The following is a 23,193-nucleotide window of genomic DNA, read 5'->3' as shown; positions in this document are numbered from 1 at the left end:
TCCTGTCCGCGCGTCGCGCTGCGAGCGTCGAGGGGAGGGAGGGCCCATGATCACCACCGGGCCCCCGTCCCACATGCCGGGCAGCCTGTTCATGGGGTGGACGCGACGAGCGGGGCCCGGCGCGCGGCCTCGACTACCGTCGGCGGCATGACCAGCACCCCCACCCTCGCCGAGGCCCTCGCCACCGGGACGGTCGTCCTGGACGGCGGCATGTCCAACCAGCTCGAAGCGGCCGGGCACGACCTGAGCGACGAGCTGTGGTCCGCGCGGCTCCTCGCCGAGCGGCCGGAGGCGGTCACCGAGGCGCACCTGGCCTACTTCCGGGCAGGCGCGGACGTGGCGATCACGGCCAGCTACCAGGCCACGTTCGAAGGCTTCGCCAAGCGCGGGATCGACCACGAGCGGGCGGCCCGGCTCATGGCACTGAGCGTGGAGTCGGCGCGGGAGGCGGCGCGGCGGGCCGGGGTCTCGCGCCCCCTGTGGGTGGCGGCCTCGGCCGGCCCGTACGGTGCGATGCTCGCGGACGGCTCGGAGTACCGGGGGCGGTACGGGCTGACGGTGGACGAGCTGGAGCGCTTCCACCGCCCCCGCCTGGAGGTACTGGCCGCGGCCCGGCCCGACGTCCTCGCGCTGGAGACGGTCCCGGACGCCGACGAGGCCGCGGCGCTGCTGCGGGCGGTGCGCGGGCTCGGGGTGCCGGCCTGGCTGACGTACTCGGTCGCCGGCGACCGCACCCGGGCCGGGCAGCCGCTGGAGGAGGCCTTCGCCCTGGCCGCCGACGCGGACGAGGTGATCGCGGTCGGGGTGAACTGCTGCGCGCCCGAGGACGTCGAGCCCGCGGCGGCCACCGCGGCCCGGGTGACCGGCAAGCCGGTCGTCGTCTACCCCAACAGCGGCGAGACCTGGGACGCCACGGCACGGGCCTGGTCCGGCCGGTCCACGTTCACCGCCGACCAGGTGGACCGCTGGCGGGCGGCGGGCGCCCGGCTGATCGGCGGCTGCTGCCGGGTGGGGCCGGAGGCGATCTCGGGGATCGCGGGCGCAGTGGCGACGACGTAGACGCCCCGGAGGACCCACCGGCCCCCACGGCCGGGCGCCTCCCGCCGGCCTCAGCCCGACTCCTGCTCACCCGGCATCAGCCGCCTCGCCGAGCGCACGCAGCCCCGCGTCCTCTCCCGGTTGCCGGTGGCCGGTGACGCACCGGGCGAACAGGGCGCGGACGGCCACGAGCCGGTCCTGTTCCCGGCGCCGACCCCGTCGGGCGGCCCAACATGGCGCGTCGCGTTGGCCGATCGGGTCCACGCCCCGACCGCAGAGCACCCCGCCGAGCCTGCCTCCACTGCGGAGCCGCACGGTCCAGTGGCCCGCCCGAGCAGCGCACGGCACTGCTTCGGCCGGCGCCGTTCGGCCTCTGCGGCTTCGGCGGCGCCGTGCAGGGAGGCGTTGAACCGGGCCCGGTCGGCGTGCCGGCTGAGCCCGCAAGATCGTGCAGCAGCGGAGCGGCCGCCGGCAGCAGGGTCCCCCGACCCGGAACGCGTTGGGGGGGCGGCCGTCGGCGCCCTCGCCGGCGTCAGCCCCGCCGCAGTGCCCCCGGCCGGCGCAGGCGGCGTACCGCTGCGCGTAGTTCCGTGCCGCGGGGCTGGTCGGTGTCGGTGGGGGCCGGGGCCGGGGCGGCGGCGTCTCGGGCCCAGAGGGCGAGTTCGCGGTCGCGGGGGCCGTGGGCGGTGTAGGCCACCTCGTGTGGGGCGCCCGGGGCGCGGTCGCCGAACACCCGCACGGGGTGCGTGTCGTCCCAGCGTTCCCAGCCCGGGTCGCCCTCCGCCGCGAAGCGGACCCAGGCCCCGTGCATGGCGTCGGCGAGTTCCTGGGGCGCGCCCTCGCCGGCGAGCCTGCGGGACTCGGGCACCTCGCCCGTGTCGAAGACGAAGCCGAGCTCCAGCGCGTGGCAGGCGCCGAGGCCGGGGAGGCGGGAGGGCCAGGCGAACTCGTAGACGTACGACGGCCGGGCGTCGGCCAGCCGGTGCAGGGGGATGCGCAGGAGGTGGTCGGTGACGAGGTCGCCGACGAGGTCCGCCGTGCCGGCCTCCGGGTGCAGGGCGCGGTAGCCGCGCGGCACCTCGCTGCCGCAGTGGCAGCGGGCCATGGCCCCGGCCAGGGCGACGGCTCCGAGGCGGTCGACGCGCTCCATGAGACCGCCCGGGACGAGCCAGAGCCGGTGCTCGTCGCGGGTCCAGCCCATCATCAGGTCCACGCCGGGGGCGGCGCCGTCGAGGAGGGCGTCGAGGGGGTCGCGCGGGACGACGTCGCCGTCGACGACGATGCCGAAGGCGGGGCCGCCGACGACCGGGCTGCTGAGCCGGCCCACCTCGGCCTGGGTGCGCAGCAGCAGCTCCCGGTCGACGGCGGCGAAGGCCTCGGCGGTGGCGGGGATCCTCAGCCGGGACGCCATACGGCGCACCATGCGCCGCACCTTGGCCCGTTCGGACGCCTCGGGCGGGCCGCTCTGCAGCACGGCCCGGCGGACCAGGCCCCGGGTCTGCGGGGCGGCGAGGAGGGCGCCGATGCTGATGGCCCCGGCGGACTGGCCGAACAGGGTGACGCGTCCCGGGTCGCCGCCGAACGCCTCGATGGTCTCGTGGACCCAGGCCAGGGCGGCGATCTGGTCGCGCAGGCCCGGGTTGGGTGGCGTGTCGGGGAACAGTCCGTAGCCCTCGACGCCCAGCCGGTAGTTGACCGACACGCAGACGACGCCGTCCCGGGCGAAGGCGTGGCCGTCGTACACGGGTACCGCGGAGGAGCCCCTGGTCAGGGCGCCGCCGTGGAACCAGACGAGCACGGGGAGGCGGGCCGCGGGGTCCGGGTCGGGGGTCCAGACGTTGAGGTTGAGGATGTCGTCCCCGGGGACGACGGGGTCGGACAGGTAGCGGGCGAAGGCGTCGGAGTACGGGGGTTTGGGCGGGGTGGGGCCGAAGGATCCGGCGTCGCGGACGCCGTCCCAGGGCGGCAGGGGCACGGGCGGGCGGAACCGGCGTGGGCCGAAGGGGGGTGCCGCGTAGGGGATGCCGCGGAAGACCGCGACGCCGCGCTCGTACCTGCCCCGCAGGGCGCCGTGGGGCGTGCTCACCACGGGGTCCGTCCGGTCCGCCGTCATCCGTCCACCAGCCTCCTCACCGCGCTCGTGCACCGTGAAGATCAGAGCAACTCATTGTGGCCGGGTATTCCGGGGCACGAGCGGGTGATTCGGCCGTTCGGTGGACGGCGGCGGGCCGGCAACCGTCTTCCCGGCGTCCTGCGCCGCACCTAAGGTAGGAAGCGCTTTCTGCCCGGTCGGAGCCGGACCGCGGCGGGCAGCGCTGGTCGACATTTCCACGGCCCTGGGGCGGGCCGGAGAGGCGGGTTCCCGATGGTGCGTACGGCGAGTGCGAGCGCGGCGGCCGGTCCGACGCTGGCGGTCGTGGCCCGCGAGGCGGGGGTCTCGGTGCCGACCGCCTCGAAGGTGGTCAACGGCCGGGAGGACGTCGCGCCCGAGACCCGCCGCCGCGTCACCGAGGCGCTCGACCGGCTCGGTTACGTCCGCCGGCCCCGCTTCGACGCGGCGAAGGCGCCCCGGCTCGTCGACCTGGTCGTGCACTCGCTGGAGAGTTCCTGGTCGGGCGCCGTGCTGCACGGGGCGGAGGAGGCGGCGCACGACGCGGGTCTGGAGGTCGTGGTGTCGGCGGCGCTGACCCGCTCCCGCGTCGGGCGCCCCGAGCGGGGCTGGCTGGACAAGCTGGTGGCTCGGGGCTCCTCCGGGGTGCTGTTCAACCTGGCCGAGCTGAGCGCCTCGCAGTACGCCTGGCTGGAGCAGCACCGCATCCCGTTCGTGATGATCGACCCGGTGCAGGAACCGCCGGAGGGCGTGGTGTCCGTGGGGGCGGCGAACTGGCAGGGCGGTGTGACGGCCACCGAGCACCTGCTGTCGCTGGGGCACGAACGGATCGCCGTGGTCGCGGGTTCCCGGCGCACGATGTGCAGCAGCGCGCGGGTCGCCGGCTACCGCTCGGCCCTCGCGTCGGCCGGGGTCCGGCAGCACACCGAGTACGTCCGGTACGCCGGGTTCGACGAGAGCCGGGCCCGCCGCCGCATGCTGGAACTCCTCGACCTGCCCGAGCCGCCCACGGCCGTGTTCGTCTGCTCGGACCGGATGGCCCTGGGGGTCTACGAGGCGCTCGGCGAACGGGGGTTGAGGGTCCCGGACGACGTGAGCGTGGTCGGCTTCGACGACCTGCCCGAGGCGCGCTGGGCGTCCCCGGCGCTGACCACGGTCCGCCAGCCGCTGTCGGAGATGGCCGCGACGGCCCTGCGGTCGCTGCTGCGCATGATGGACGGCCACCGGCCGGAGAGCACCCGGACGGAGCTGTCGACACGGCTGGTGGAACGGGCGAGCACGGCGGCGCCCCCGCGCGGCCCGGGCGGACGGGGCCCGGGCGGACGGGGCCCGGGCGGACGGACTCCCTGAGCACGGCCCGCTCTCCCGACGAGCCGATGCGCACTGCCCGCCCTCCGGTGCGCTGAGGGGGTCCTCAGTCCCCTCCCACGCGCTGAAGGCCCGCCGCGGAATGCGCCGGTGTCCGGCGGGAGTTGGCGAGAGCGACAGGGCCGTCGCCGAGGCGGCGGCCGTGCTCCGAGGAAAGGACCACCCGGGCATGACGCGCGACTCGCGCACGATCACCAATCCGGCCACGCTGCACGATCCCACCCCGTTCGGATACAGCCACGCCGTCTCGGCCCCCGGCGAGACGGTGTACATCGCCGGCCAGTACGCCTCCACCGCCGACGGCGCCCCCGTGCCGGGGGACTTCGCCGCACAGGTGGACCTCGCCTTCGACCGGCTGGGGTCGGCCCTGGAGGCGGTGGGGCTGGACTTCCGGCACGTCGTCCGGCTCGGCACGTTCGTCGTGGACCACGATCCCGGCAGGCTGGAGGTGCTCGGCAAGGCCCTGCACGCCCGCTTCGGCGACCGGCTCCCGGCGCAGACCCTGAGCGGGGTCGCCTCGCTGGCCCTGCCGGGCATGCTGTTCGAGGTCGACGCGGTGGCGGTCCGCCCGGCGGCGCCGGACGCCGGCTGAGCGCCGCCTCCCCGCCCCCGCCCGCCCCGGCGCACGCGACGGCGGCGGGTGGTCGCCCGGCCGGTGGTCTCACACCCCCTGCGCGCGCCGCGCGCCCTTCGAGAGGGGGAACTGGCCGGAACTGCTCGGCGTCGAACGATGCGGCGGGGAGGGGCCGGCGCCCGGGGGTGGGGCGGCGGCGAGCGGTGGGGGGACGACCATGACACGCTGGCGGCCGCTTCCGGAGGCACTGCCGAGGGAGGCGCGGCACCTGGTCGAGCAACTGCGCTCACTGAAGGACCGCACGGGTCTGAGCCTGGCGGAGCTGGCCCGGCGGACGGCCTACAGCAAGTCGTCGTGGCAGCGGTACCTCAGCGGTGCCAAGCAGCCGCCGAGGGGTGCGGTGCAGGCGCTGTGCCGGGTCGCGGGCGCCGAACAGGCGCGGCTGCTGGCGCTGTGGGACCTCGCCGATCCGACGTGGCCGCACTGCGTGGCCGGCGCGCCACCACCGGGCGCGCCACCGCCGGGCGCGTCACCACTCGGTGCGTCACCACTCGGTGCGTCACCACTCGGTGCGTCACCACTCGGTGCGTCACCGCCGGGCGCGTCACCACTGGGCGCGTTTCCGCCGGGCGTGCCACCGCACGGCGTGGCGGGCGCGGCCGGGTCGGCGGGGGTGCCGGCGGCCGGGGCGCCGGGCGCCGGCCTCGCGCACCGGCGGTGGCGGGCGGCGGCCCTGGTCTCCTTCGCCGTCATCGTCGTGCTGCTGGCCGGGCTGCTGTGGGTACTGCCGCTGGGGCGCGGGTGACCCCGCGAGGGTCACCCGCGCCCCGAGGCCCGGTCAGCCGAGGCTGCGGTAGTACGCGTTCTTCCAGGGCCCGACGTTCCTGAGCTTCACCTGGTACTTGCCGCGCACGCGCTTGAAGTTGACCTTCTGCGCGTCGCCCTTGTACTGGACGATGTTGCCCGGCAGGCTCTGCAGCCGGGTCTGGGCGAAGTCCCAGCTCTCGCTGACGACGGTGCCGTCGGTCTCGGGGAGGTTGTGCCGGCTCTGCCACCACTGCGTGGCCGACTCGGTCTCCGGCCCGAACGAGCCGTCGATCTGGCTCTTCTTGAAGGGCCGCCACTCCCCCTCGTCGTCCTCCCACTGGGCGCCGTCCGCCCACAGGACGGCCTCCCACAGGGCGATGGCGTTGCCCCTGGAGTACGCGTCGACGCCGAGGTTCTCCTCGTCCTCCCAGTCGTTGGTGACGACGCCGCCGCCGTCGATGCCGAAGTAGGCGGGGGCGGCGTTCGCGGTGGGTGCCAGGGCGATGCCGGTGCCGCCCGCCCCCAGCAGTGCGGCCGTCACCATCGCCATGGCCCGATTGCGCATCCTCATGCGGTTGTCCTTTCCGAACCGCCGTCCCCCGCGGGTCTCCCCCTGGGGCGGCTCGTCTCGTCTGGCACGGCACAGCCTCATGGGCCGGCACCGGCCGCGGCGAGCGTTCCCGGCGTCCACGGACCGTCCAGGGACGGTTCACGCGCCGGGCGGCGGCGTCCCGCCCGGGGACGGGTCGTCCGGGGACGCGCGTGGGACGGGGGAACGGACGCGGGTCCGCCGGGCAGGTCCCGGCGGCCACAGGAGGTGCGGAACGCCCCTCAGGGCAGGGGCCGTCCGGCCGCCCAGGAGATGCCGCCCAGCAGGTGCGCCCGGAAGGCGGGGTCGTCGTAGGCCTCCGCGGCGTGGCCGAGGGCCGTGTAGAAGACCCGGCCCCGGCCGTGGTCGCGGCACCAGACCAGGGGATGGTCCTCGCCCATGCCGCCGCCCTCGTAGGAGGACTCGTCGGCGGTGACCAGGACGCGGACCGTGCCGCGCGGGTTGGTGCGGAAGTCGTACCACTCGTCGGTGAACTCCCAGACGGCGGGCAGGTGCCGGGTCGCCGGGTGGTCGTGGTCCTCGACGACGGCCCTGCCCGGCTGGTGGCGGGGGTGGCGGTCGAACCACGTGCCCAGCAGTTCCCCGTAGTACGGCCAGCCGTACTCCGTGCAGGCCGCCGCGTGCACGCCGACGAAGCCGCCGCCCGACTCCACGTACGCGGCGAGCCGCTCCCGGCCGGCCGGGGTGAGGATGTCGCCGCTGGTGGAGAGGAAGACGACGGCCGCGTAGCCGTCCAGGGGCCGTTCCAGGGCGGCGGGGTCCTCGGTGGCGTGCACCTCGAAGGCGCCGAGGGCGCGCAGGGCGGCGACCCCGGCCGGGATGGAGTCGTGCCGGTAGTCGGTGGTGCGCGTGTGGACGAGCAGTCGGGGAGCCATGGCATCGAACCTAACCGGCCGTCCGGTGTCCGTTTCCTTCAAGACCGGCCGTCGCGGCCCTGCCTACGGTGGGCCCATGACCGCACGATTCGATGCCATCGGCCTCGTCGTCTCCGACATGGCCGCCTCCGTCGCCTTCTACCGCCGGCTGGGGTTCGCCTTCCCCGAGGACGCCGGGCACCAGCCGCACACCGAGGCCCCGCTGCCCGGCGGGCTGCGGCTGATGCTCGACACCGAGGAGACGGTCCGCTCCTTCCTGCCCGGGTGGCGTCCCCCGTCGGGCGGGGGCAGGACCTCGCTGGCCCTGCGGTGCGACGGGCCGGACGAGGTGGACGCGCTGTACGCGGAGCTGACCGGCGCCGGGTACCACGGGGAGCTCAAGCCCTGGGACGCCTTCTGGGGGCAGCGGTACGCCGTGGTGCTCGACCCGGACGGCAACGGGGTGGACCTGTTCGCCCCGCTAGGCGCCGCGGCCGAGTAGACCGCTCAGCGGCAGCCCGGCCAACTCCCTCACCTCGCGCGCCAGATGGGCCTGGTCGGCGTATCCGGCCCGGGCGGCCGTCTCCGCGAACGGCGTGCCGGCCCGGGCCAGCGCGAGGGCGCGGCGCAGCCGCAGGATGCGGGCCAGGGTCTTGGGCCCGTAGCCGAAGGCGGCCAAGGAGCGGCGGTGCAACCGGCGTGCCCCGACGCCGAGTTCGTCGGCGGTGGCGGCGACCGGGCGGCCCGCGTCGAGAGCCGCGACCACCTGCCGCAGCAGCGGGTCGGGCGGGTCCGTCTCGGCCGCCCGCCGCAGCGCCAGCTGCTCCAGACCGCTCACGGGGTCGGGGGCCGCCCGCACCCGGGCCGTGAGCCGTCGCACCTCGGCGGCGGGCCACAGCTCCGCCAGCTCGACCCGGCGGTCGCGCAGCTCGTGCGCGGGGACGCCGAGGAGCGTGGGCGCCGTGCCCGGCGGGAAACGGATGCCGGCCCAGGGGCCGCCCTCGCCGTCCGTGAGGTGGGCCCGGGTGTCCGGCCCGGCGACCAGCAGCCGCCCGTCGTGCCACAGCAGGTCCATGCACCCGTCCGGCAGCACCCGCCCCGCCCCGGACGGCTCCGGGGTATTGGTCCACACGACCGCCCCGGCGAGCCGCGACACCCGCTCCGCATACACGCCCACCAGGCTACGCCGCCGCGCGCCGCCCTCAGGGACACGGAGAACCGCGCCCCAAGCGGCGCGGGGAACTGCGCGACCGGCCACAACACACCCGCACACACCCCGCCACCGGCACCCCGCACGGCGCTCGGCACCCGCTCCGCACCGACCGCGGCAGACGGCCGACCGGAGCCAGGTGTCCGGCCTACCCCACCCGCCCCCGGTACTCCGCCGGGCTCACCCCGTACAGCCGCTTGAACGCCGTGGACAGGGCGAACGCGCTGCCGTACCCGACCTTGCGGGCCACCGCGTCGAGGGTGTCGTCGGTGTCGCGCAGACGGTCGGCGGCAAGCGCGAGGCGCCAGCCGGTGAGGTACGTCATCGGCGGTTCGCCGACCAGGCCGGTGAACCGGCGGGCGAGGGCGGCCCGGGACACCCCGGCCTTGGCCGCGAGCGCGCCGACCGTCCAGGGGTGGGCGGGGTCGTCCTGGAGCAGGCGCAGCACCCCGCCGACGACGGGGTCGGCCAGCGCCCGGTACCAGGCCGGTGCCGCCGCCTCGGGCCGGGCGAACCACGCCCGCAGCGCGGCGATGACCAGCAGGTCCAGCAGCCGGTCCAGGACGATCTCCTGGCCGGGCTGGTCCCGCACGATCTCCGCGCACAGGTACGGCGTGAGCGGGCAGTCCCACACCTCGGGCGTCAGCGTGAGCAGCGGCGGCAGGGCATCCAGCAGCCGCCCGCCGATCTCGCCCGGCATCGGATACGTGCCGATCAGCAGGACGGTGCCCCCGTCGAGCCGGTCGCCCCAGGTACGCACGCCGAGGTCCATCGAGCCGTTGAGGGGCCGCCCGTCGGGGTGGCGGCACTCCTGGCCGGGCAAGATCAGCGCCTGGGGTGCCGTGCCCGGGGCGTCGGCGCAGGTGTAGGGGTCGGGGCCGCGGGCGATGGCGAGGTCGCCGGCGCGCAGCCGCGTGCGTTCGCCCCGGTCGGGCAGGACCCAGGCCTCGCCGCGCACGACCAGCATCACGGTGAGCGGCGCCCGGTCCTCCACCCGCACCGCCCAGGGCGGGTCGAAGCACGCCCTGATCATGAACGCACCCCGTGCCCGGGGGCCTTCGAGCAGGCCTGCGAGAGCGTCCATACGGCCAGCGTAGACGCGGCCGTATGGGAATGAGCCGTTCAGCGATGGTTCCGTCCGCCGTACGGCAGTTGACTCGACGGCATGACGAACACGGCACACGACACGACGCAGGACACGACGCAGGACACGACACACGACACCGCGAGGAACACGCGCGGGACGACGCTCGTGGTCACCGGCGCCTCCGGCCGTACGGGCAGCCGCGTGGCGCGGGCCGCCGAGGCCGCCGGACTGACCGTGCGGGCGGCGTCACGGGCGACCGGTTTCGACTGGTGGGACGACTCGACCTGGGCGGACACCCTGCGGGGCGCCGACGCGGCCTACCTCGCCCTCCCCTCGGACGTCGGCGCTCCGGGTGCCGCCGAGGCGGTCGGGGCGCTCGCGCGGGAAGCGGTCGGGCTCGGGGTGCGGCGGCTGGTGCTGCTGTCGGCGCGGGGCGAGGACCAGGCCCTGCCCACCGAGGAGGCGCTGCGCGCCTCGGGCGCGGACTGGACGGTCGTACGGGCCGCGTGGTTCGCGCAGAACTTCAGTGAGGGCCCGCTGGTGGCGGAGCTGCGCCAGCGGGGCGAACTGGTGTTCCCGGCCGGCGAGGTACGTGAGCCGTTCCTGGACGTCCGGGACATCGCGGACGTGGTGGTGGCCGCGCTGACGGCCGGCGACCGCCACACCGGGCGGACGCTGACCCTCTCCGGCGGGCGGCTGCTGACCTTCGGGGAGGCGGTCGCGGAGATCGCCGCGGCGACGGGACGGCCGCTGTCGTACCGGGCGGTCTCGACGCGGGACTACGGGAAGGCCCTGGCCGGCTTCGGGGTGCCGCCGCGGGAGGCCGCCGCCCTGACCTCGATCTTCGACACCCTCCTCGACGGCCGCAACGCGCATCTCTCGGACGGGGTGGAGAAGGTCCTGGGCCGGGCGCCCCGGAGCTTTTCGGACTTCGTGCGGGAGGAGGCGGCGGCCGGCACCTGGCGGCCCTGAGGACCCGGCCGGCCCGTCACTTCCCGGCGGGCGGCTGCCCCTCCCCGGTGCCGTGGCCGTTCTTGCCGTGGGTGGACCTCACCTGCGTGCGCAGCCGGGCCGTGACGTCCTCCGGGGGCAGGAAGCGGGACCAGCGCTCGGGGAACTCGGACGGCATGTCCGGGTCGGCCTCGCCCCGGGCGGCGGCGCGCGCCACGTACTCGGCGACCTGGGCCTGGCGCATCCGCTCGTTGGCCTCACGGGCGGCGGCCGTCGCGGCGGCCGGCCAGACCCGGTCGATGGCGGCGTTCACCGCGGCCCCGACGAGCACGGCGAAGGCGGACACGCCGATCCACAGCAGCACGGCCACGGCGGCGGCGAGCGAGCCGTAGATGGTGGCGCCCTCGACGGTGTTCTGGAGGTAGATCCGCAGCAGGAAGCTGCCCAGCACCCACATGCCGAGGGCGACCAGCGCGCCGGGCACGTCCTCGATCCACGGGGAGCGCACCGGCACGGACACGTGGTAGAGCGTGGTGAGGAACGCGATCGACAGCAGTATCACCACCGGCCAGTACAGGACCTGCACCAACGTCGTCGACCACGGCAGGATGTCCACCATCGCGTCCGGGCCCGCCACCATCAGCGGCAGCGCGACCGAGCCGATCAGCAGGGCGACGATGAACAGCAGGAAGGCCAGCAGGCGGGTCTTGACGATGCCCCGGACGCCGTCGAGGCCGTACATCACAGTGATGGTGTCGATGAACACGTTCACCGCGCGGGAGCCCGACCACAGCGCGATCAGGAAGCCGAGGGAGATGACGTCGACCCGGCCGCCCTTCATCACGTCGTGCAGGATCGGCTCGGCGATCTCGCGCACGCCGCGGTCGGACAGCACCGTGCGCGAGGCCTCCAGGAGGTTGCTGCGCAGGCTCGCGATGGTGTCGGCGCCGGTCCAGGCGTCGACGTAGCCGAGCAGCCCGATCATGCTCAGCAGCAGCGGCGGCACCGACAGCAGCGTGAAGAAGGCGGCTTCGGCCGCGAGCCCCAGGATGCGGTACTCGATGCAGGAGTTGACGGTGTCCTTGAGCAACAGCCAGGCGGTCTTGCGCTTGGAGACGTTCCGGTAGAGGGCCCGCGCACGGTGGAGGCGCCCGGAGGGCGTGTCGGGGGTTTCACTTGCTGGCTGCACCCCCTAACGGTATCCGCCGTGCCCGGCCCCACTCACCCACAGGCCGGGTCTTCGCACACCGGGCCGGGTCCGCTGGTGACCGAGGTGCTACCGCGGGGTACGTTCGCACCATGGCAGGCAGCACGCACCTCGTGACGAACCAGGTCCCGCCGCTGGTCGGGTACGACGTCTTCTCCGCGGACCGGGCCCTGGCCGCCGCGGTCGAACGGCATCTGGAGCCGGAGCTGCGCGAGGAGGTGCTCGGCGAGCTGTCGGCGCTCGGGCGGACCTCCGGCTCGGCCCAGGTGCAGGAGTGGGGCGCGCAGGCGAACGAGAATCCGCCCCGGCTGCGCACGCACGACCGGTACGGCCACCGGATCGACGAGGTGGAGTTCCACCCGGCCTGGCACCGGCTGCTCGGCAAGGGTGTCTCGGCCGGTCTGACGGCGGCCTGGGGCCGGCCCGCCGGGCATCTGCGGCGGGCCGCCGCCTTCGTGGTGTGGACGCAGGTCGAGGCCGGCAACGGCTGCCCGCTGTCCATGACGCACGCGGCCGTGCCCGCCCTGCGCGCGGACCCGGACCTGGCCGCCGAGTGGGAGCCGCGGCTGACGTCCATGGTCTACGACCGTGAGCTGCGGCCCGCGCACCAGAAGGCCGGGGCCTTGTTCGGGATGGCCATGACGGAGAAGCAGGGCGGCAGCGACGTCCGGGCGAACACCACCTCCGCGCGGCCGCTCGGCCGGGACGGCGCCTACGAGCTGACCGGGCACAAGTGGTTCTGCTCGGCGCCCATGTCCGACGGTTTCCTGGTGCTGGCGCAGGCTCCGGACGGGCTGACCTGCTTCCTGGTGCCGCGGGTGCTGCCGGACGGCTCGCGCAACGTGTTCCGGATCCAGCGTCTGAAGGACAAGCTCGGCAACCGGTCGAACGCCTCGGCCGAGGTCGAGTTCGAGGGGACCTGGGCGCGCCGGGTGGGCGAGGAGGGACGCGGGGTGCGCACCATCATCGAGATGGTGGCGGCGACCCGGCTGGACTGTGTGCTCGGCTCCGCCGGGCTGATGCGGCAGGCGGTGGCCCAGGCCGTGCACCACTGCGCCCACCGCGAGGCGTTCGGCGGCAGGCTCGTCGACAAGCCGCTGATGCGCAACGTCCTCGCCGATCTGGCGATCGAGTCCGAGGCGGCCACCACGCTGGCGCTGCGCCTCGCGGCGGCCTGCGACGACGGAGGCGAGCAGGAGCGGACCCTGCTGCGGATCGCGGTGCCGGCCGCCAAGTACTGGGTGACCAAGCGGTGCCCCGCGGTCGCGGTGGAGGCGGCGGAGTGCCTGGGCGGCAACGGTTACGTCGAGGAGTCCGGGATGCCGCGGCTGGTGCGCGAGTCGCCGCTGAACTCGATCTGGGAGGGCGCGGGCAACGTCCAGGCGCTCGACGTGCTGCGGGCGCTGCGGCGGGAGCCGGGGGCGCTCGACGCCTATCTGCGGGAGGTCGGGCAGGCGCGCGGCGCCGATCACCGGCTGGACGCGGCGATCAAGAACCTGCTGACCGAACTGGCCGACCTGGAGGGCGTGGAGGGCCGGGCGCGGCGTCTGGCGGAGCGGCTCGCGCTGGTGCTCCAGGGGTCGCTGCTGGTCCGTTTCGCGCCGCCGCAGGTCGCCGACGCCTTCTGCGCGGCCCGGCTGGGCGGTGACGGGGGCGCCGCCTTCGGGACGCTGCCGCACACGCTCGATCTGGCGGCGGTGGTGGAGCGGGCCCGGCCGGAGCACGACCCGGCGTCCTGACCCGTCCGCGGGAAGCGGAGGTGGTGCTGCGCCGACACGGCACCACCCCCGCCGCACTGGCCCGTTCGAGCCACTGAACGCCGCTCGGGACGGCGCGGCACAAGTTTCGGTCAGGGCCGGGCCGTCCACCAGGGTTGCAGGGGGTTGCAACTTGCTGGTGACTGTGTGCGGACTGTGCGCACACCCCCGGGGCAGACGGCACTATGAGACAGACGGTCAAAAAGGCAACTACGGGGGGCGCACGCGTATGGACGTCACGCACCTGGCCGCTGTGGACACCACGCGTGCGGCCCGGGTCCTCAGCGAGGTCCGTTCCGCCCGGCTGTCCGGGCGGCGCGCTCCCGTCCCGCCGCGCCCCGTGATCGAGCAGTCCTGGGAGCGCATGCTGCGCAGCGGCGTCGATCCCGAGCGTGACGTCCGGGCCGATCCGCTCTCCCGCGAGGAGGTGCAGCGGCGCCGTGAGTCGTCGGCGCTGCGGCATGTGCTGCCGGTGCTGCGCCAGGGCCTGCTGGCCGCGGCGGACGTCGCCCACCACATCATGGTCGTGGCCGACGAGGACGGCCGGGTGCTGTGGCGCGAGGGCAGCCCGCCGGTGCTGCGCCGGGCGGACGTGCTCGGCTTCGAGCTGGGCGCGGACTGGCGGGAAAGCGTGGTCGGCACCAACGGTCTGGGCACTCCGGCGGTGGTGCGCCGGCCCGTACAGGTCTTCGCCTCCGAGCACTTCGTGCGCTCCCAGGCCGGCTGGACGTGCGCCGGCGCCCCGCTGACGGATCCGCGGGACGGGCGGCTGCTGGGCGTGGTGGACGTCAGCGGGCCGCTGGAGACGATGCATCCGGCCACGCTCTCCTGGGTCGACTCGGTGGCCAGGCTCGCCGAGGCGCGGCTGCGGGAGATGCACCTGGAGTCGCTGGAGCGGCTGCGCGCGGTGGCGGCGCCGGTGCTGGCCCGGCTCGGCGGCCGCGCCCTGGCCGTCGACGCGGACGGCTGGACGGCCGCGGTGAGCGGCATGCCGTACACGCGGCGCGTGGCCCTGCCGAAGTCGCTGTCGGCCGGCCTGAGATGGCTGCCGGCGCTCGGGCTGTGCGCGGTGGAGCCGCTGGCCGGGGGCTGGCTGCTGCGGCCTGCGGCCGACGAGCCGGTGCCGCGCGGCAGGACCCGGATCGTGCTGGACCTCAGACAGGCGCGCCGCTGGTCGGTGGAGGTGGCCGGCGCGGCGGGCTCCTGGACCCGGGAACTGAGCCCGCGGCACGCGGAGTTGCTGTACCTGCTGGCCGTGCACCGCTCGGGCCGCAGCGCCTCGGGCCTGGCGGCGGACGTGTTCGGCGACCCGGACCGTACGGTGACGGTGCGTGCCGAGATGTCCCGGGTACGGCGGTATCTGGGGGCGTTCCTGGAGCACCGGCCGTACCGCTTCGCCGAGGACGCGGAGGTCGAGGTGCTGCTGCCGGACGACCCCGGTGAGCTGCTGCCGCACTCGGCCGCGCCGGCGGTGACGCGGCTGCGCCGGCCCCCGGTGGCGCCCTGACATCGACGCGCGGCGGCGCCCCGGGACGGACGCGCCGTGGCGCCCTGAGGTTCACGCACCGTGGCGCCCGGGCCGCCCCGAGGGGTGCGTCTTTCGCATATTTGCGGGGTCTTCGTCCGCCACCCCCTCTCCCTGCCGTAGCATCCCTGTACGGGCCACCCCACCTGCCCTTCCGTCAACGTACGGATCACAAGGCGCAGTTGGTCCGCCTCGGGAGGACGTTATGAAGCATCGCGGCAGACACCGGCGGCGCAGGCGGGGAAGGGCGCTGCGCGCGACCCTGGCCGGGACGGCCCTCGCGCTCACCGCCGCCGCCACCATGATCAGCGCCTCGCAGGCCACCGTCGCCGACGACCCCGGAGCCCTGCGGCCGGTCGGGGCCGAGACGGGACGGCTGCCGCTGGCCGAGCAGCGGGTGCCCGGGCCGTGGCTGGACCGGCTGGCCTCGGAGATGGGCCGGCCCGTCGGCGTCGGCGCGGTGCTGGAGGGCGCCGACCTCCCGTTGCGGAACGCGGCGGACTGCGCGGGCCCCGACCGGCACGGCCTGCCGGTCGAGCCGGCCGCCACGCGCGCCTACTGCTTCGGCGCCTCCGACACCCGGGGCTGGCGGCCCGGCGCGGTCACCACCTCGGGCGACGCGGACGACGACGGCCGCTGGGCAGGGAACCGCGTGATCCTGTCCGGCTGGAGCCGCGGCGGCGCCGAGGGCGGCTCCCTCGACGGACCGGACCCCGAGCGGGGCCTGGCCAAGGTCGCCTTCGTCGACGCGAACGACCCCGCCCGGGCGCGCTACGCCTGGGCCCTGCTCGCCGTCCCGGTGGACGGCGGACGGGACTACCGGGGCCTGGTCTCCCCGCTGTCCGGCATGGTCTGGTACCAGGACAAGCTGCTGGTGACGACCCGCGAAGGCGACCGGGACGCGCTGTACGTGTACGACCTGGACCGCATCCAGCGCGCCACCGTCGAGGCCGACGCGGTCGGCCGGGTCCGGGGCGGCTGGGCGGCGCACGGCTCCCGGTACGTGCTGCCCGCCGTCGGCTCCTACACCCTGCCCCGCGGCGAGGCGCCGCGCCCGGCCACCGTGTCCCTGGACCGCAGCACGGCCCCGGACAGCCTGGTCGCGAGCGAGTGGGTGCCGGCGGACGGCGACCGCCCGACCCGGCTGTGGCGCTACGCGCTCAGCCGTGACCCGGCCCGCTCCGGTCTGCTCAGCACCGACTCCGCGGGGCGTGCGGAGCCGGTCGAGGCGTACGAGACGAAGACGGCCGACGTGCGGGGCGTGCTGGCGTACCGCTCGGCCTGGTACCTGGACCGCGCGGCGGGTTCCCCGGGCGGGCACGGGACGCTGTGGCGCCAGGACGTGGACGGCGCCCGGGCGACGGAGTGCGGGACGGACGAGACGCGGCACTGCTGGAGCGGGGGTTCGGGTTCGCTCTCCTACTGGGAGGAGACCGGTGAGGTGTGGTCGCAGTCGGGCCGGATGCTGTTCGCGCTGCCGCTGACCTCCGTCGACCGGGCACTGGGCCGATCGACAGACGAGTAGGCCGGATGGTTTTCTGGCCCGCATGACGACCATCGCCGTGACCACCTGGTCCCTGGAGCAGACCGCGCCGACCGATCTCCTGCCGGCCGCCGCGCCGGAGGGGGACGTGCGGATCGTCCGCTCCGAGGTGCCCTCCCCCGAGTTCAGCCGTTTCCTGTACGCCTCGGTGGGCGGCGACATCCGCTGGACCGACCGGCTGAGCTGGCCGTACGCCCGCTGGCGCGAGCACCTGGAGCGGCCGGGCGTGGAGACGTGGGTGGCGTACGACCGGGGCACGCCCGCCGGGTACGTGGAGCTGGAGGCGCAGGACGACGCGGTCGTGGAGATCGTCTACTTCGGGCTGCTGCCGGCCTTCCGCGGCCGGCGCATCGGCGGGCACCTGCTGTCCTACGGCACCGCCCGGGCCTGGGACCTCGCCGACCGCTGGGCGGGGCTGTCCCCGACGAAGCGGGTCTGGCTGCACACCTGCAGCAAGGACGGGGAGCACGCGATGGACAACTACCAGCGCCGTGGCTTCAAGCTGTTCGACACCAAGGTCGAGGAGGAAGCGGAGGTTTCCGCTCCAGGACCGTGGCCTGGGGCGTTCCCCGCCTGACCTGGCCAGACGCCCCCACGCGGCCCGATGTGACCAAGGACACCCTTGTCTTGCTCTGCGAGACAAGGGTGTCCGCATCTTGGACAATGCTGGACTGTGTCCAGATCGCCGTGACACGCTTCCGTCATGTCTGGAACTGGAATCGCCTTGGTGAGTCGACGGCACGTCGACCTCGGCCGCATGTCCAGCGCCATCTGTCCGGCGCACTGAGAGCACTCAGCACGCGCCCGACATCCCCCTTTCTCGTCTCGTTCCCGCGCAATGACGCGCACGTATGCCCATGCGCCCGCGCGCGCAGGTCAGAGCCGCTTTCCCGCCTGTCCCGAAGGACGTATCAACCATGGCCGCCACCCCGCAGAAGCCTGCCGCCGCGACTCCACGCCGCAAGGTGAGCCGTCACCGCGGTGAGGGCCAGTGGGCCGCGGGGCACTTCACCCCGCTGAACGGCAACGAACAGTTCAAGAAGGACGACGACGGTCTCAATGTGCGGACACGCATTGAGACGATCTACTCCAAGCGGGGCTTCGACTCGATCGACCCGAACGACCTGCGCGGCCGGATGCGCTGGTGGGGTCTGTACACCCAGCGCAAGCCCGGGATCGACGGCGGCAAGACCGCGATCCTGGAGCCGGAGGAGCTGGACGACGAGTACTTCATGCTGCGGGTGCGCATCGACGGCGGGGCGCTGACCACGCGGCAGCTGCGGGTCATCGGTGAGGTGTCGCAGGAGTTCGCGCGCGGGACGGCCGACATCACCGACCGGCAGAACGTCCAGTACCACTGGATCCGGATCGAGGACGTGCCCGAGATCTGGAACCGCCTGGAGGGCGTGGGCCTGTCCACGGTCACGGCCTGCGGTGACACCCCGCGTGTGATGATCGGCTCCCCGGTGGCGGGCATCGCCGAGGACGAGATCATCGACGCCACCCCGGCCCTGGAGGAGATGAAGCGCCGGGTGCTGAACAACCCGGCGTACTCGAACCTCCCCCGGAAGTTCAAGACGGCCATCTCCGGCTCGCCGCTGCTGGACGTCGTGCACGAGATCAACGACGTCGCGTTCGTCGGCGTGACCCACCCCGAGCACGGCCCCGGCTTCGACGTGTGGGTCGGCGGCGGCCTGTCCACCAACCCCAAGCTGGGGGTGCGGCTGGGCACCTGGGTCTCGATCGACGACGTCCCGGACGTCTACGAGGGCGTCATCTCGATCTTCCGCGACTACGGCTACCGCCGGCTGCGCAACCGCGCCCGGCTGAAGTTCCTCGTCGCCGACTGGGGCGCGGAGAAGTTCCGCCAGGTGCTGGAGGACGAGTACCTCAAGCGCAAGCTGACCGACGGGCCCGCCCCGGAGCAGCCGTCGCAGCAGTGGCGCGACCACATCGGTGTGCACCGGCAGAAGGACGGCCGCTTCTACGTCGGCTTCGCCCCGCGCGTGGGACGCGTCGACGGCGCGACGCTCACGAAGATCGCCGACCTCGCCGAGGCCCACGGCTCGGGCCGGGTGCGCACCACCGTCGAGCAGAAGATGATCGTCCTCGACGTCGAGCAGGACCGGGTCGACTCGCTCGTGGAGGGTCTGGAGGCGCTCGACCTGACCGCCCGGCCGTCCACCTTCCGGCGCGGCACCATGGCCTGCACCGGCATCGAGTTCTGCAAGCTGGCCATCGTCGAGACCAAGCAGCGCGGCGCGCAGCTCATCGACGAACTGGAGCGCCGTCTGCCGGAGTTCGACGAGCCGCTCACCATCAACCTCAACGGCTGCCCGAACGCCTGCGCCCGTATCCAGGTCGCGGACATCGGTCTCAAGGGCCAGCTGGTCCTGAACGACCAGGGCGAGCAGGTCGAGGGCTACCAGGTGCACCTGGGCGGCGCGCTCGGCCTGGAGGCCGGATTCGGCCGCAAGGTGCGCGGCCTGAAGGTCACCTCCGACGAGCTGCCGGACTACATCGAGCGCGTCCTGAAGCGGTTCCAGGCCGAGCGCGAGGACGGCGAGCGGTTCGCCGCCTGGGCGGCCCGGGCCGGCGAGGAGGCCCTGTCGTGAGCGAGCGGATGGCCCCGTTCTACTGCCCGTACTGCGGTGACGAGGACCTGCGGCCGAGCGAGGAAGGGCACGGCGCGTGGGAATGCGCGGCGTGCAGCCGGGCCTTTCAGCTGAAGTTCCTGGGCCTGCTGGCCCGGGGGCAGAAGCGATCCGACTCCGGAGGGGCACAGATATGACGACCGCTCAGGAAGAGCGCACCGCCGAGGACTTGAAGGCACTCGCCGAGCAGGCGGGCCGCGACCTGGAGGACGCCTCCGCGCTGGAGATCCTGCAGTGGGCGGCCGAGACGTTCGGCAAGCGCTTCTGCGTGACCTCCTCGATGGAGGACGCGGTGGTCGCCCACCTCGCCTCCCGCGCGATGCCCGGCGTCGACGTCGTCTTCCTCGACACCGGCTACCACTTCGAGGAGACCATCGGCACCCGCGACGCGGTCGACGCCGTGATGGACGTCAACGTCATCACGCTCACCCCGCGGCAGACGGTCGCCGAGCAGGACGCCGAGTACGGCCCCAGGCTCCACGACCGCGACCCGGACCTGTGCTGCAAGCTGCGCAAGGTCCGGCCGCTGGAGGAGGGCCTCAAGGGCTACCAGGCGTGGGCGACCGGTCTGCGCCGTGACGAGTCCCCGACCCGGGCGAACACCCCGGTGGTCGGCTGGGACGAGAAGCGGCAGAAGGTCAAGATCTCCCCGATCGCCCGCTGGACCCAGGACGACGTGGACGCCTACGTCACCGAGCACGGCGTGCTGACCAACCCGCTGCTGATGGACGGCTACGCCTCCGTCGGCTGCGCCCCCTGCACCCGCCGGGTCCTGGAGGGCGAGGACGCCCGGGCCGGCCGCTGGGCAGGCCGGGCCAAGACCGAGTGCGGGCTGCACGGATGACGGCGCCTCAGACGACTCAGACGACTCAGACCATTCAGGAGACTCACGTGACGACCGGAGCCACCGTCTGGCTCACGGGTCTGCCGAGTGCGGGCAAGACCACCATCGCCCACGAACTGGCCGGCCGGCTGCGCGAGCAGGGCCGCCGGGTCGAGGTCCTCGACGGCGACGAGATCCGCGAGTTCCTCTCGGCGGGCCTCGGCTTCAGCCGCGAGGACCGGCACACCAACGTGCAGCGCATCGGCTTCGTCGCCGAACTGCTCGCACGCAACGGCGTGCTGGCCCTCGTCCCGGTGATCGCGCCCTACCAGCACAGCCGCGAGGCGGTGCGCAAGCGCCACCAGGCGGGCGGCACGGCGTATGTCGAGGTGCACGTGGCCACGCCGGTCGAGGTCTGCAGCGAGCGGGACGTGAAGGGCCTGTACGCGAAGCAGGCCGCGGGCGAGCTGACCGGACTCACCGGGGTCGACGACCCGTACGAGGAGCCCGCCTCGCCCGATCTGCGGATCGAGTCGCAGAACCAGACCGTGCAGGAGTCCGCGGCGTCGGTGTACGCCCTGCTGACCGAAAGGGGACTGGCATGACGACGACCGTCGCCACCGTGTCCGAGGGGACCGGCAGCCCGTACGCGCTGTCGCACCTCGACGCCCTCGAGTCCGAGGCGGTGCACATCTTCCGCGAGGTGGCGGGCGAGTTCGAGCGGCCGGTGATCCTCTTCTCCGGCGGCAAGGACTCCATCGTCATGCTGCACCTGGCGCTGAAGGCGTTCCGCCCGGCGGCGGTGCCGTTCTCGCTGCTGCACGTCGACACCGGGCACAACTTCCCCGAGGTCCTCGACTACCGGGACCGCACGGTCGCCCGGCACGGACTGCGGCTGCACGTGGCCTCCGTGCAGGACTACATCGACCGCGGTGTGCTCAAGGAGCGCCCGGACGGCACCCGCAACCCGCTGCAGACGCTGCCGCTGACCGAGAAGATCCAGGCGGAGAAGTTCGACGCCGTCTTCGGCGGCGGGCGCCGCGACGAGGAGAAGGCCCGGGCCAAGGAGCGGGTGTTCTCGCTGCGCGACGAGTTCTCGCAGTGGGACCCGCGCCGCCAGCGCCCCGAGCTGTGGAACCTGTACAACGGCCGCCACGCGCCCGGCGAGCACGTGCGCGTCTTCCCGCTGTCCAACTGGACCGAGCTGGACGTGTGGCAGTACATCGCCCGCGAGGGCATCGAGCTGCCGGAGATCTACTACGCGCACGAGCGCGAGGTGTTCCGGCGCGGCGGCATGTGGCTGACCGCCGGCGAGTGGGGCGGGCCGAAGGACGGCGAGACCGTCGAGAAGCGGCTGGTGCGCTACCGGACCGTCGGTGACATGTCCTGCACCGGCGCGGTGGACTCCGAGGCCGACACGATCGAGAAGGTGATCGTGGAGATCGCCGCCTCCCGGCTCACCGAGCGCGGCGCCACCCGCGCCGACGACAAGATGTCCGAGGCCGCGATGGAAGACCGCAAGCGCGAGGGGTACTTCTAGAGATGAGCACGATCACGACCGAGGAGCTCTCGGCCACCACCCTGCTGCGGTTCGCCACCGCCGGTTCCGTCGACGACGGCAAGTCCACCCTGGTGGGCCGGCTGCTGCACGACTCCAAGTCGGTCCTCACCGACCAGCTGGAGGCCGTGGAGCGCGCCTCCGCGAGCCGGGGCCAGGAGGCGCCGGACCTCGCGCTGCTGACGGACGGCCTGCGCGCCGAGCGGGAACAGGGCATCACCATCGACGTGGCCTACCGCTACTTCGCCACGCCCCGGCGGCGGTTCATCCTCGCCGACACCCCCGGGCACGTGCAGTACACGCGGAACATGGTCACCGGCGCCTCCACCGCCGAGCTGACGGTGATCCTGGTCGACGCCCGCAACGGCGTCGTCGAGCAGACCCGCCGGCACGCCGCCATCGCCGCGCTGCTGCGCGTGCCGCACGTGGTCCTCGCGGTCAACAAGATGGACCTCGTCGGCTACGAGGAGAAGGTGTTCGCGGCCATCGCCGAGGAGTTCACGGCGTACGCGACCGAGCTGGGCGTGCCCGAGGTCACCGCCATCCCGATCTCGGCGCTGGTCGGCGACAACGTGGTGGACCCGTCCTCGCACATGGACTGGTACGGCGGCCCGACCGTGCTGGAGCACCTGGAGACGGTGCCGGTCAGCCACGACCTGAGCCACTGCCACGCCCGGCTGCCCGTGCAGTACGTGATCCGGCCGCAGAGCGCGGACCACCCGGACTACCGGGGCTACGCCGGGCAGATCGCGGCCGGTTCGTTCCGCGTGGGCGAGCAGGTCACCGTGCTGCCGTCGGGCCGCTCCACGAAGATCTCCGGCATCGACCTGCTCGGCGAGCCGGTCGACGTCGCCTGGACCACCCAGTCGGTGACCCTCCTGCTGGAGGACGACATCGACATCTCGCGCGGCGACCTGATCGTGCCCAGCAAGGACGCGCCGCCCACCACCCAGGACATCGAGGCGACCGTCTGCCACGTCGCGGACGCCCCGCTGACCGTCGGCCACCGGGTGCTGCTCAAGCACGGCACGCGCACGGTCAAGGCGATCGTCAAGGACATCCCGTCCCGGCTCACGCTGGACGACCTGTCCCTGCACCCGCACCCGGGACAGCTCGTCGCCAACGACATCGGCCGGGTCAAGATCCGTACCGCCGAGCCGCTGCCGGTCGACTCCTACGCCGACTCGCGGCGCACCGGCTCGTTCATCCTGATCGACCCGAACGACGGCACGACCCTGACCGCGGGCATGGTCGGCGAGTCCTTCGCCGCCCCAGAGCCGGTCAAGGACGAGTCCGAGGACGACGGGTGGGACTTCTGACATGACCTCCCCCGACTTCTACTCCACGTTCGCGAAGGAGGGCGGCCGCGTCGGCAGCGGTGCGCTCGGCAGCGGACAGGGCGGAGTGGCGCGATGTGTGTGCTGACGTACGCGCACTGCCTGCGCGCCCTCACCCCCCACCGCCGTAGACGAAAACCTGCCGACCTCCCGGCCACGACCTGAAAGACCGTGACCGCC

General features: G+C 74.1%; 23 protein-coding genes. 17 read left to right on the top strand and 6 right to left on the bottom strand.

Annotated elements, in window-relative coordinates; translation table 11 throughout:
* The first annotated feature begins 147 nt into the window (after nt 1-147).
* Nucleotides 148-1,059 carry a homocysteine S-methyltransferase gene (gene mmuM / locus CHR28_RS08220; protein ID WP_094052835.1) on the top strand — a complete coding sequence of 304 codons (912 nt, stop codon included), beginning with the start codon at nt 148-150 and terminating at the stop codon, nt 1,057-1,059.
* A 511-nt stretch (nt 1,060-1,570) separates the two neighbouring features.
* Here mmuM and CHR28_RS08215 read toward each other — a convergent pair.
* Complete coding sequence (locus CHR28_RS08215; RefSeq protein WP_179272351.1) at nt 1,571-3,151, bottom strand: carboxylesterase/lipase family protein; 1,581 nt, start codon at nt 3,149-3,151, stop codon at nt 1,571-1,573.
* A gap of 252 nt (nt 3,152-3,403) precedes the next feature.
* Between CHR28_RS08215 and CHR28_RS08210 the strand changes: the two genes are divergently transcribed.
* The 3 genes from CHR28_RS08210 to CHR28_RS38920 all read left to right on the top strand — a co-directional run bounded on the left by CHR28_RS08210 (nt 3,404) and on the right by CHR28_RS38920 (nt 5,895).
* Nucleotides 3,404-4,498 (top strand): LacI family DNA-binding transcriptional regulator, encoded by a 1,095-nt coding sequence (locus CHR28_RS08210; RefSeq protein ID WP_094052834.1) that lies wholly within the window; start codon nt 3,404-3,406, stop codon nt 4,496-4,498.
* Nucleotides 4,499-4,685: 187 nt separating this feature from the next.
* A complete protein-coding gene (locus CHR28_RS08205) occupies nt 4,686-5,108 on the top strand; it encodes a RidA family protein (protein WP_094052833.1) in 423 nt (140 codons plus the stop codon).
* 199 nt (nt 5,109-5,307) lie between these two features.
* Nucleotides 5,308-5,895 (top strand): helix-turn-helix domain-containing protein, encoded by a 588-nt coding sequence (locus CHR28_RS38920; protein ID WP_373453336.1) that lies wholly within the window; start codon nt 5,308-5,310, stop codon nt 5,893-5,895.
* A 33-nt stretch (nt 5,896-5,928) separates the two neighbouring features.
* Here CHR28_RS38920 and CHR28_RS08190 read toward each other — a convergent pair whose 3' ends face one another.
* Nucleotides 5,929-6,468, bottom strand: a complete 540-nt coding sequence (locus CHR28_RS08190) for a peptidoglycan-binding domain-containing protein (RefSeq protein WP_094052832.1) — start codon at nt 6,466-6,468, stop codon at nt 5,929-5,931.
* Nucleotides 6,469-6,728: 260 nt separating this feature from the next.
* Complete coding sequence (locus CHR28_RS08185; RefSeq protein WP_094052831.1) at nt 6,729-7,382, bottom strand: ThuA domain-containing protein; 654 nt, start codon at nt 7,380-7,382, stop codon at nt 6,729-6,731.
* Nucleotides 7,383-7,458: 76 nt separating this feature from the next.
* On the opposite strand from CHR28_RS08185, the gene CHR28_RS08180 reads away from it, so the two are divergent.
* The gene (locus tag CHR28_RS08180; RefSeq protein ID WP_094052830.1) at nt 7,459-7,863 is read left to right on the top strand and encodes a VOC family protein; all 405 of its coding nucleotides are present in this window, start codon (nt 7,459-7,461) and stop codon (nt 7,861-7,863) included.
* On the opposite strand, the gene CHR28_RS08175 is transcribed toward CHR28_RS08180, so the two are convergent.
* Complete coding sequence (locus CHR28_RS08175; protein ID WP_094052958.1) at nt 7,843-8,532, bottom strand: helix-turn-helix domain-containing protein; 690 nt, start codon at nt 8,530-8,532, stop codon at nt 7,843-7,845. The genes CHR28_RS08180 and CHR28_RS08175 overlap by 21 nt on opposite strands.
* A gap of 187 nt (nt 8,533-8,719) precedes the next feature.
* A complete protein-coding gene (locus CHR28_RS08170) occupies nt 8,720-9,655 on the bottom strand; it encodes an AraC family transcriptional regulator (protein ID WP_094052829.1) in 936 nt (311 codons plus the stop codon).
* A gap of 81 nt (nt 9,656-9,736) precedes the next feature.
* Here CHR28_RS08170 and CHR28_RS08165 point away from each other — a divergent pair, with 81 nt between their 5' ends.
* Complete coding sequence (locus tag CHR28_RS08165; RefSeq protein ID WP_107473114.1) at nt 9,737-10,630, top strand: NmrA family NAD(P)-binding protein; 894 nt, start codon at nt 9,737-9,739, stop codon at nt 10,628-10,630.
* A gap of 16 nt (nt 10,631-10,646) precedes the next feature.
* On the opposite strand, the gene CHR28_RS08160 is transcribed toward CHR28_RS08165, so the two are convergent.
* A complete protein-coding gene (locus CHR28_RS08160; protein ID WP_094052828.1) occupies nt 10,647-11,798 on the bottom strand; it encodes a YihY/virulence factor BrkB family protein in 1,152 nt (383 codons plus the stop codon).
* 110 nt (nt 11,799-11,908) lie between these two features.
* Between CHR28_RS08160 and CHR28_RS08155 the strand changes: the two genes are divergently transcribed.
* The 11 genes from CHR28_RS08155 (at nt 11,909) to CHR28_RS08110 (ending at nt 22,995) form a co-directional block, all read left to right on the top strand.
* Complete coding sequence (locus CHR28_RS08155; protein WP_094052827.1) at nt 11,909-13,555, top strand: acyl-CoA dehydrogenase family protein; 1,647 nt, start codon at nt 11,909-11,911, stop codon at nt 13,553-13,555.
* Nucleotides 13,556-13,802: 247 nt separating this feature from the next.
* Nucleotides 13,803-15,080: a GAF domain-containing protein gene (locus CHR28_RS08150; RefSeq protein WP_094052826.1), complete on the top strand. Its 1,278-nt coding sequence runs from the start codon at nt 13,803-13,805 to the stop codon at nt 15,078-15,080.
* A gap of 223 nt (nt 15,081-15,303) precedes the next feature.
* Nucleotides 15,304-16,623, top strand: a complete 1,320-nt coding sequence (locus tag CHR28_RS08145) for a hypothetical protein (RefSeq protein ID WP_094052825.1) — start codon at nt 15,304-15,306, stop codon at nt 16,621-16,623.
* 22 nt (nt 16,624-16,645) lie between these two features.
* Entirely contained in the window at nt 16,646-17,218 is a 573-nt protein-coding gene (locus CHR28_RS08140) for a GNAT family N-acetyltransferase (RefSeq protein ID WP_094052824.1), read from the top strand.
* Nucleotides 17,219-17,344: 126 nt separating this feature from the next.
* The gene (locus tag CHR28_RS38915) at nt 17,345-17,428 is read left to right on the top strand and encodes a putative leader peptide (RefSeq protein WP_311241247.1); all 84 of its coding nucleotides are present in this window, start codon (nt 17,345-17,347) and stop codon (nt 17,426-17,428) included.
* A gap of 130 nt (nt 17,429-17,558) precedes the next feature.
* Entirely contained in the window at nt 17,559-19,256 is a 1,698-nt protein-coding gene (locus tag CHR28_RS08135; RefSeq protein ID WP_094052823.1) for a nitrite/sulfite reductase, read from the top strand.
* Nucleotides 19,253-19,432: a hypothetical protein gene (locus CHR28_RS08130; RefSeq protein ID WP_094052822.1), complete on the top strand. Its 180-nt coding sequence runs from the start codon at nt 19,253-19,255 to the stop codon at nt 19,430-19,432. Before CHR28_RS08135 ends, CHR28_RS08130 begins: the two co-directional genes overlap by 4 nt.
* Nucleotides 19,429-20,139 carry a phosphoadenylyl-sulfate reductase gene (locus CHR28_RS08125; RefSeq protein WP_094052821.1) on the top strand — a complete coding sequence of 237 codons (711 nt, stop codon included), beginning with the start codon at nt 19,429-19,431 and terminating at the stop codon, nt 20,137-20,139. The genes CHR28_RS08130 and CHR28_RS08125 overlap by 4 nt, the downstream gene beginning before the upstream one ends.
* Nucleotides 20,136-20,723: an adenylyl-sulfate kinase gene (gene cysC / locus CHR28_RS08120; RefSeq protein WP_094052820.1), complete on the top strand. Its 588-nt coding sequence runs from the start codon at nt 20,136-20,138 to the stop codon at nt 20,721-20,723. Before CHR28_RS08125 ends, cysC begins: the two co-directional genes overlap by 4 nt.
* A complete protein-coding gene (cysD, locus tag CHR28_RS08115) occupies nt 20,720-21,658 on the top strand; it encodes a sulfate adenylyltransferase subunit CysD (RefSeq protein ID WP_094052819.1) in 939 nt (312 codons plus the stop codon). Before cysC ends, cysD begins: the two co-directional genes overlap by 4 nt.
* 2 nt (nt 21,659-21,660) lie before the next feature.
* Nucleotides 21,661-22,995 carry a sulfate adenylyltransferase subunit 1 gene (locus CHR28_RS08110; protein WP_094052818.1) on the top strand — a complete coding sequence of 445 codons (1,335 nt, stop codon included), beginning with the start codon at nt 21,661-21,663 and terminating at the stop codon, nt 22,993-22,995.
* Nucleotides 22,996-23,193: the final 198 nt, after the last annotated feature.

Source organism: Streptomyces sp. XY006 (assembly GCF_002237655.1).
Lineage (GTDB): Bacteria > Actinomycetota > Actinomycetes > Streptomycetales > Streptomycetaceae > Streptomyces > Streptomyces levis.
Note: the sequence above shows the minus strand (reverse complement) of the source record. Positions and strands in the feature narration are given on the sequence as shown.

What these genes read in the sequence shown, in the direction of transcription:
- mmuM (WP_094052835.1), top strand. Translation starts at nt 148, where the DNA reads ATGACCAGCACCCCCACCCTCGCCGAGGCCCTCGCCACCGGGACGGTC.
- CHR28_RS08150 (WP_094052826.1), top strand. Translation starts at nt 13,803, where the DNA reads ATGGACGTCACGCACCTGGCCGCTGTGGACACCACGCGTGCGGCCCGG.
- CHR28_RS38920 (WP_373453336.1), top strand. Translation starts at nt 5,308, where the DNA reads ATGACACGCTGGCGGCCGCTTCCGGAGGCACTGCCGAGGGAGGCGCGG.
- CHR28_RS08215 (WP_179272351.1), bottom strand. Translation starts at nt 3,151, where the DNA reads ATGACGGCGGACCGGACGGACCCCGTGGTGAGCACGCCCCACGGCGCC.
- CHR28_RS08140 (WP_094052824.1), top strand. Translation starts at nt 16,646, where the DNA reads ATGACGACCATCGCCGTGACCACCTGGTCCCTGGAGCAGACCGCGCCG.
- CHR28_RS08155 (WP_094052827.1), top strand. Translation starts at nt 11,909, where the DNA reads ATGGCAGGCAGCACGCACCTCGTGACGAACCAGGTCCCGCCGCTGGTC.
- cysD (WP_094052819.1), top strand. Translation starts at nt 20,720, where the DNA reads ATGACGACGACCGTCGCCACCGTGTCCGAGGGGACCGGCAGCCCGTAC.
- CHR28_RS38915 (WP_311241247.1), top strand. Translation starts at nt 17,345, where the DNA reads ATGTCTGGAACTGGAATCGCCTTGGTGAGTCGACGGCACGTCGACCTC.
- CHR28_RS08180 (WP_094052830.1), top strand. Translation starts at nt 7,459, where the DNA reads ATGACCGCACGATTCGATGCCATCGGCCTCGTCGTCTCCGACATGGCC.
- CHR28_RS08205 (WP_094052833.1), top strand. Translation starts at nt 4,686, where the DNA reads ATGACGCGCGACTCGCGCACGATCACCAATCCGGCCACGCTGCACGAT.
- CHR28_RS08185 (WP_094052831.1), bottom strand. Translation starts at nt 7,382, where the DNA reads ATGGCTCCCCGACTGCTCGTCCACACGCGCACCACCGACTACCGGCAC.
- CHR28_RS08135 (WP_094052823.1), top strand. Translation starts at nt 17,559, where the DNA reads ATGGCCGCCACCCCGCAGAAGCCTGCCGCCGCGACTCCACGCCGCAAG.
- CHR28_RS08190 (WP_094052832.1), bottom strand. Translation starts at nt 6,468, where the DNA reads ATGAGGATGCGCAATCGGGCCATGGCGATGGTGACGGCCGCACTGCTG.
- CHR28_RS08165 (WP_107473114.1), top strand. Translation starts at nt 9,737, where the DNA reads ATGACGAACACGGCACACGACACGACGCAGGACACGACGCAGGACACG.
- CHR28_RS08145 (WP_094052825.1), top strand. Translation starts at nt 15,304, where the DNA reads ATGAAGCATCGCGGCAGACACCGGCGGCGCAGGCGGGGAAGGGCGCTG.
- CHR28_RS08210 (WP_094052834.1), top strand. Translation starts at nt 3,404, where the DNA reads ATGGTGCGTACGGCGAGTGCGAGCGCGGCGGCCGGTCCGACGCTGGCG.
- CHR28_RS08125 (WP_094052821.1), top strand. Translation starts at nt 19,429, where the DNA reads ATGACGACCGCTCAGGAAGAGCGCACCGCCGAGGACTTGAAGGCACTC.
- CHR28_RS08110 (WP_094052818.1), top strand. Translation starts at nt 21,661, where the DNA reads ATGAGCACGATCACGACCGAGGAGCTCTCGGCCACCACCCTGCTGCGG.
- cysC (WP_094052820.1), top strand. Translation starts at nt 20,136, where the DNA reads ATGACGGCGCCTCAGACGACTCAGACGACTCAGACCATTCAGGAGACT.
- CHR28_RS08170 (WP_094052829.1), bottom strand. Translation starts at nt 9,655, where the DNA reads ATGGACGCTCTCGCAGGCCTGCTCGAAGGCCCCCGGGCACGGGGTGCG.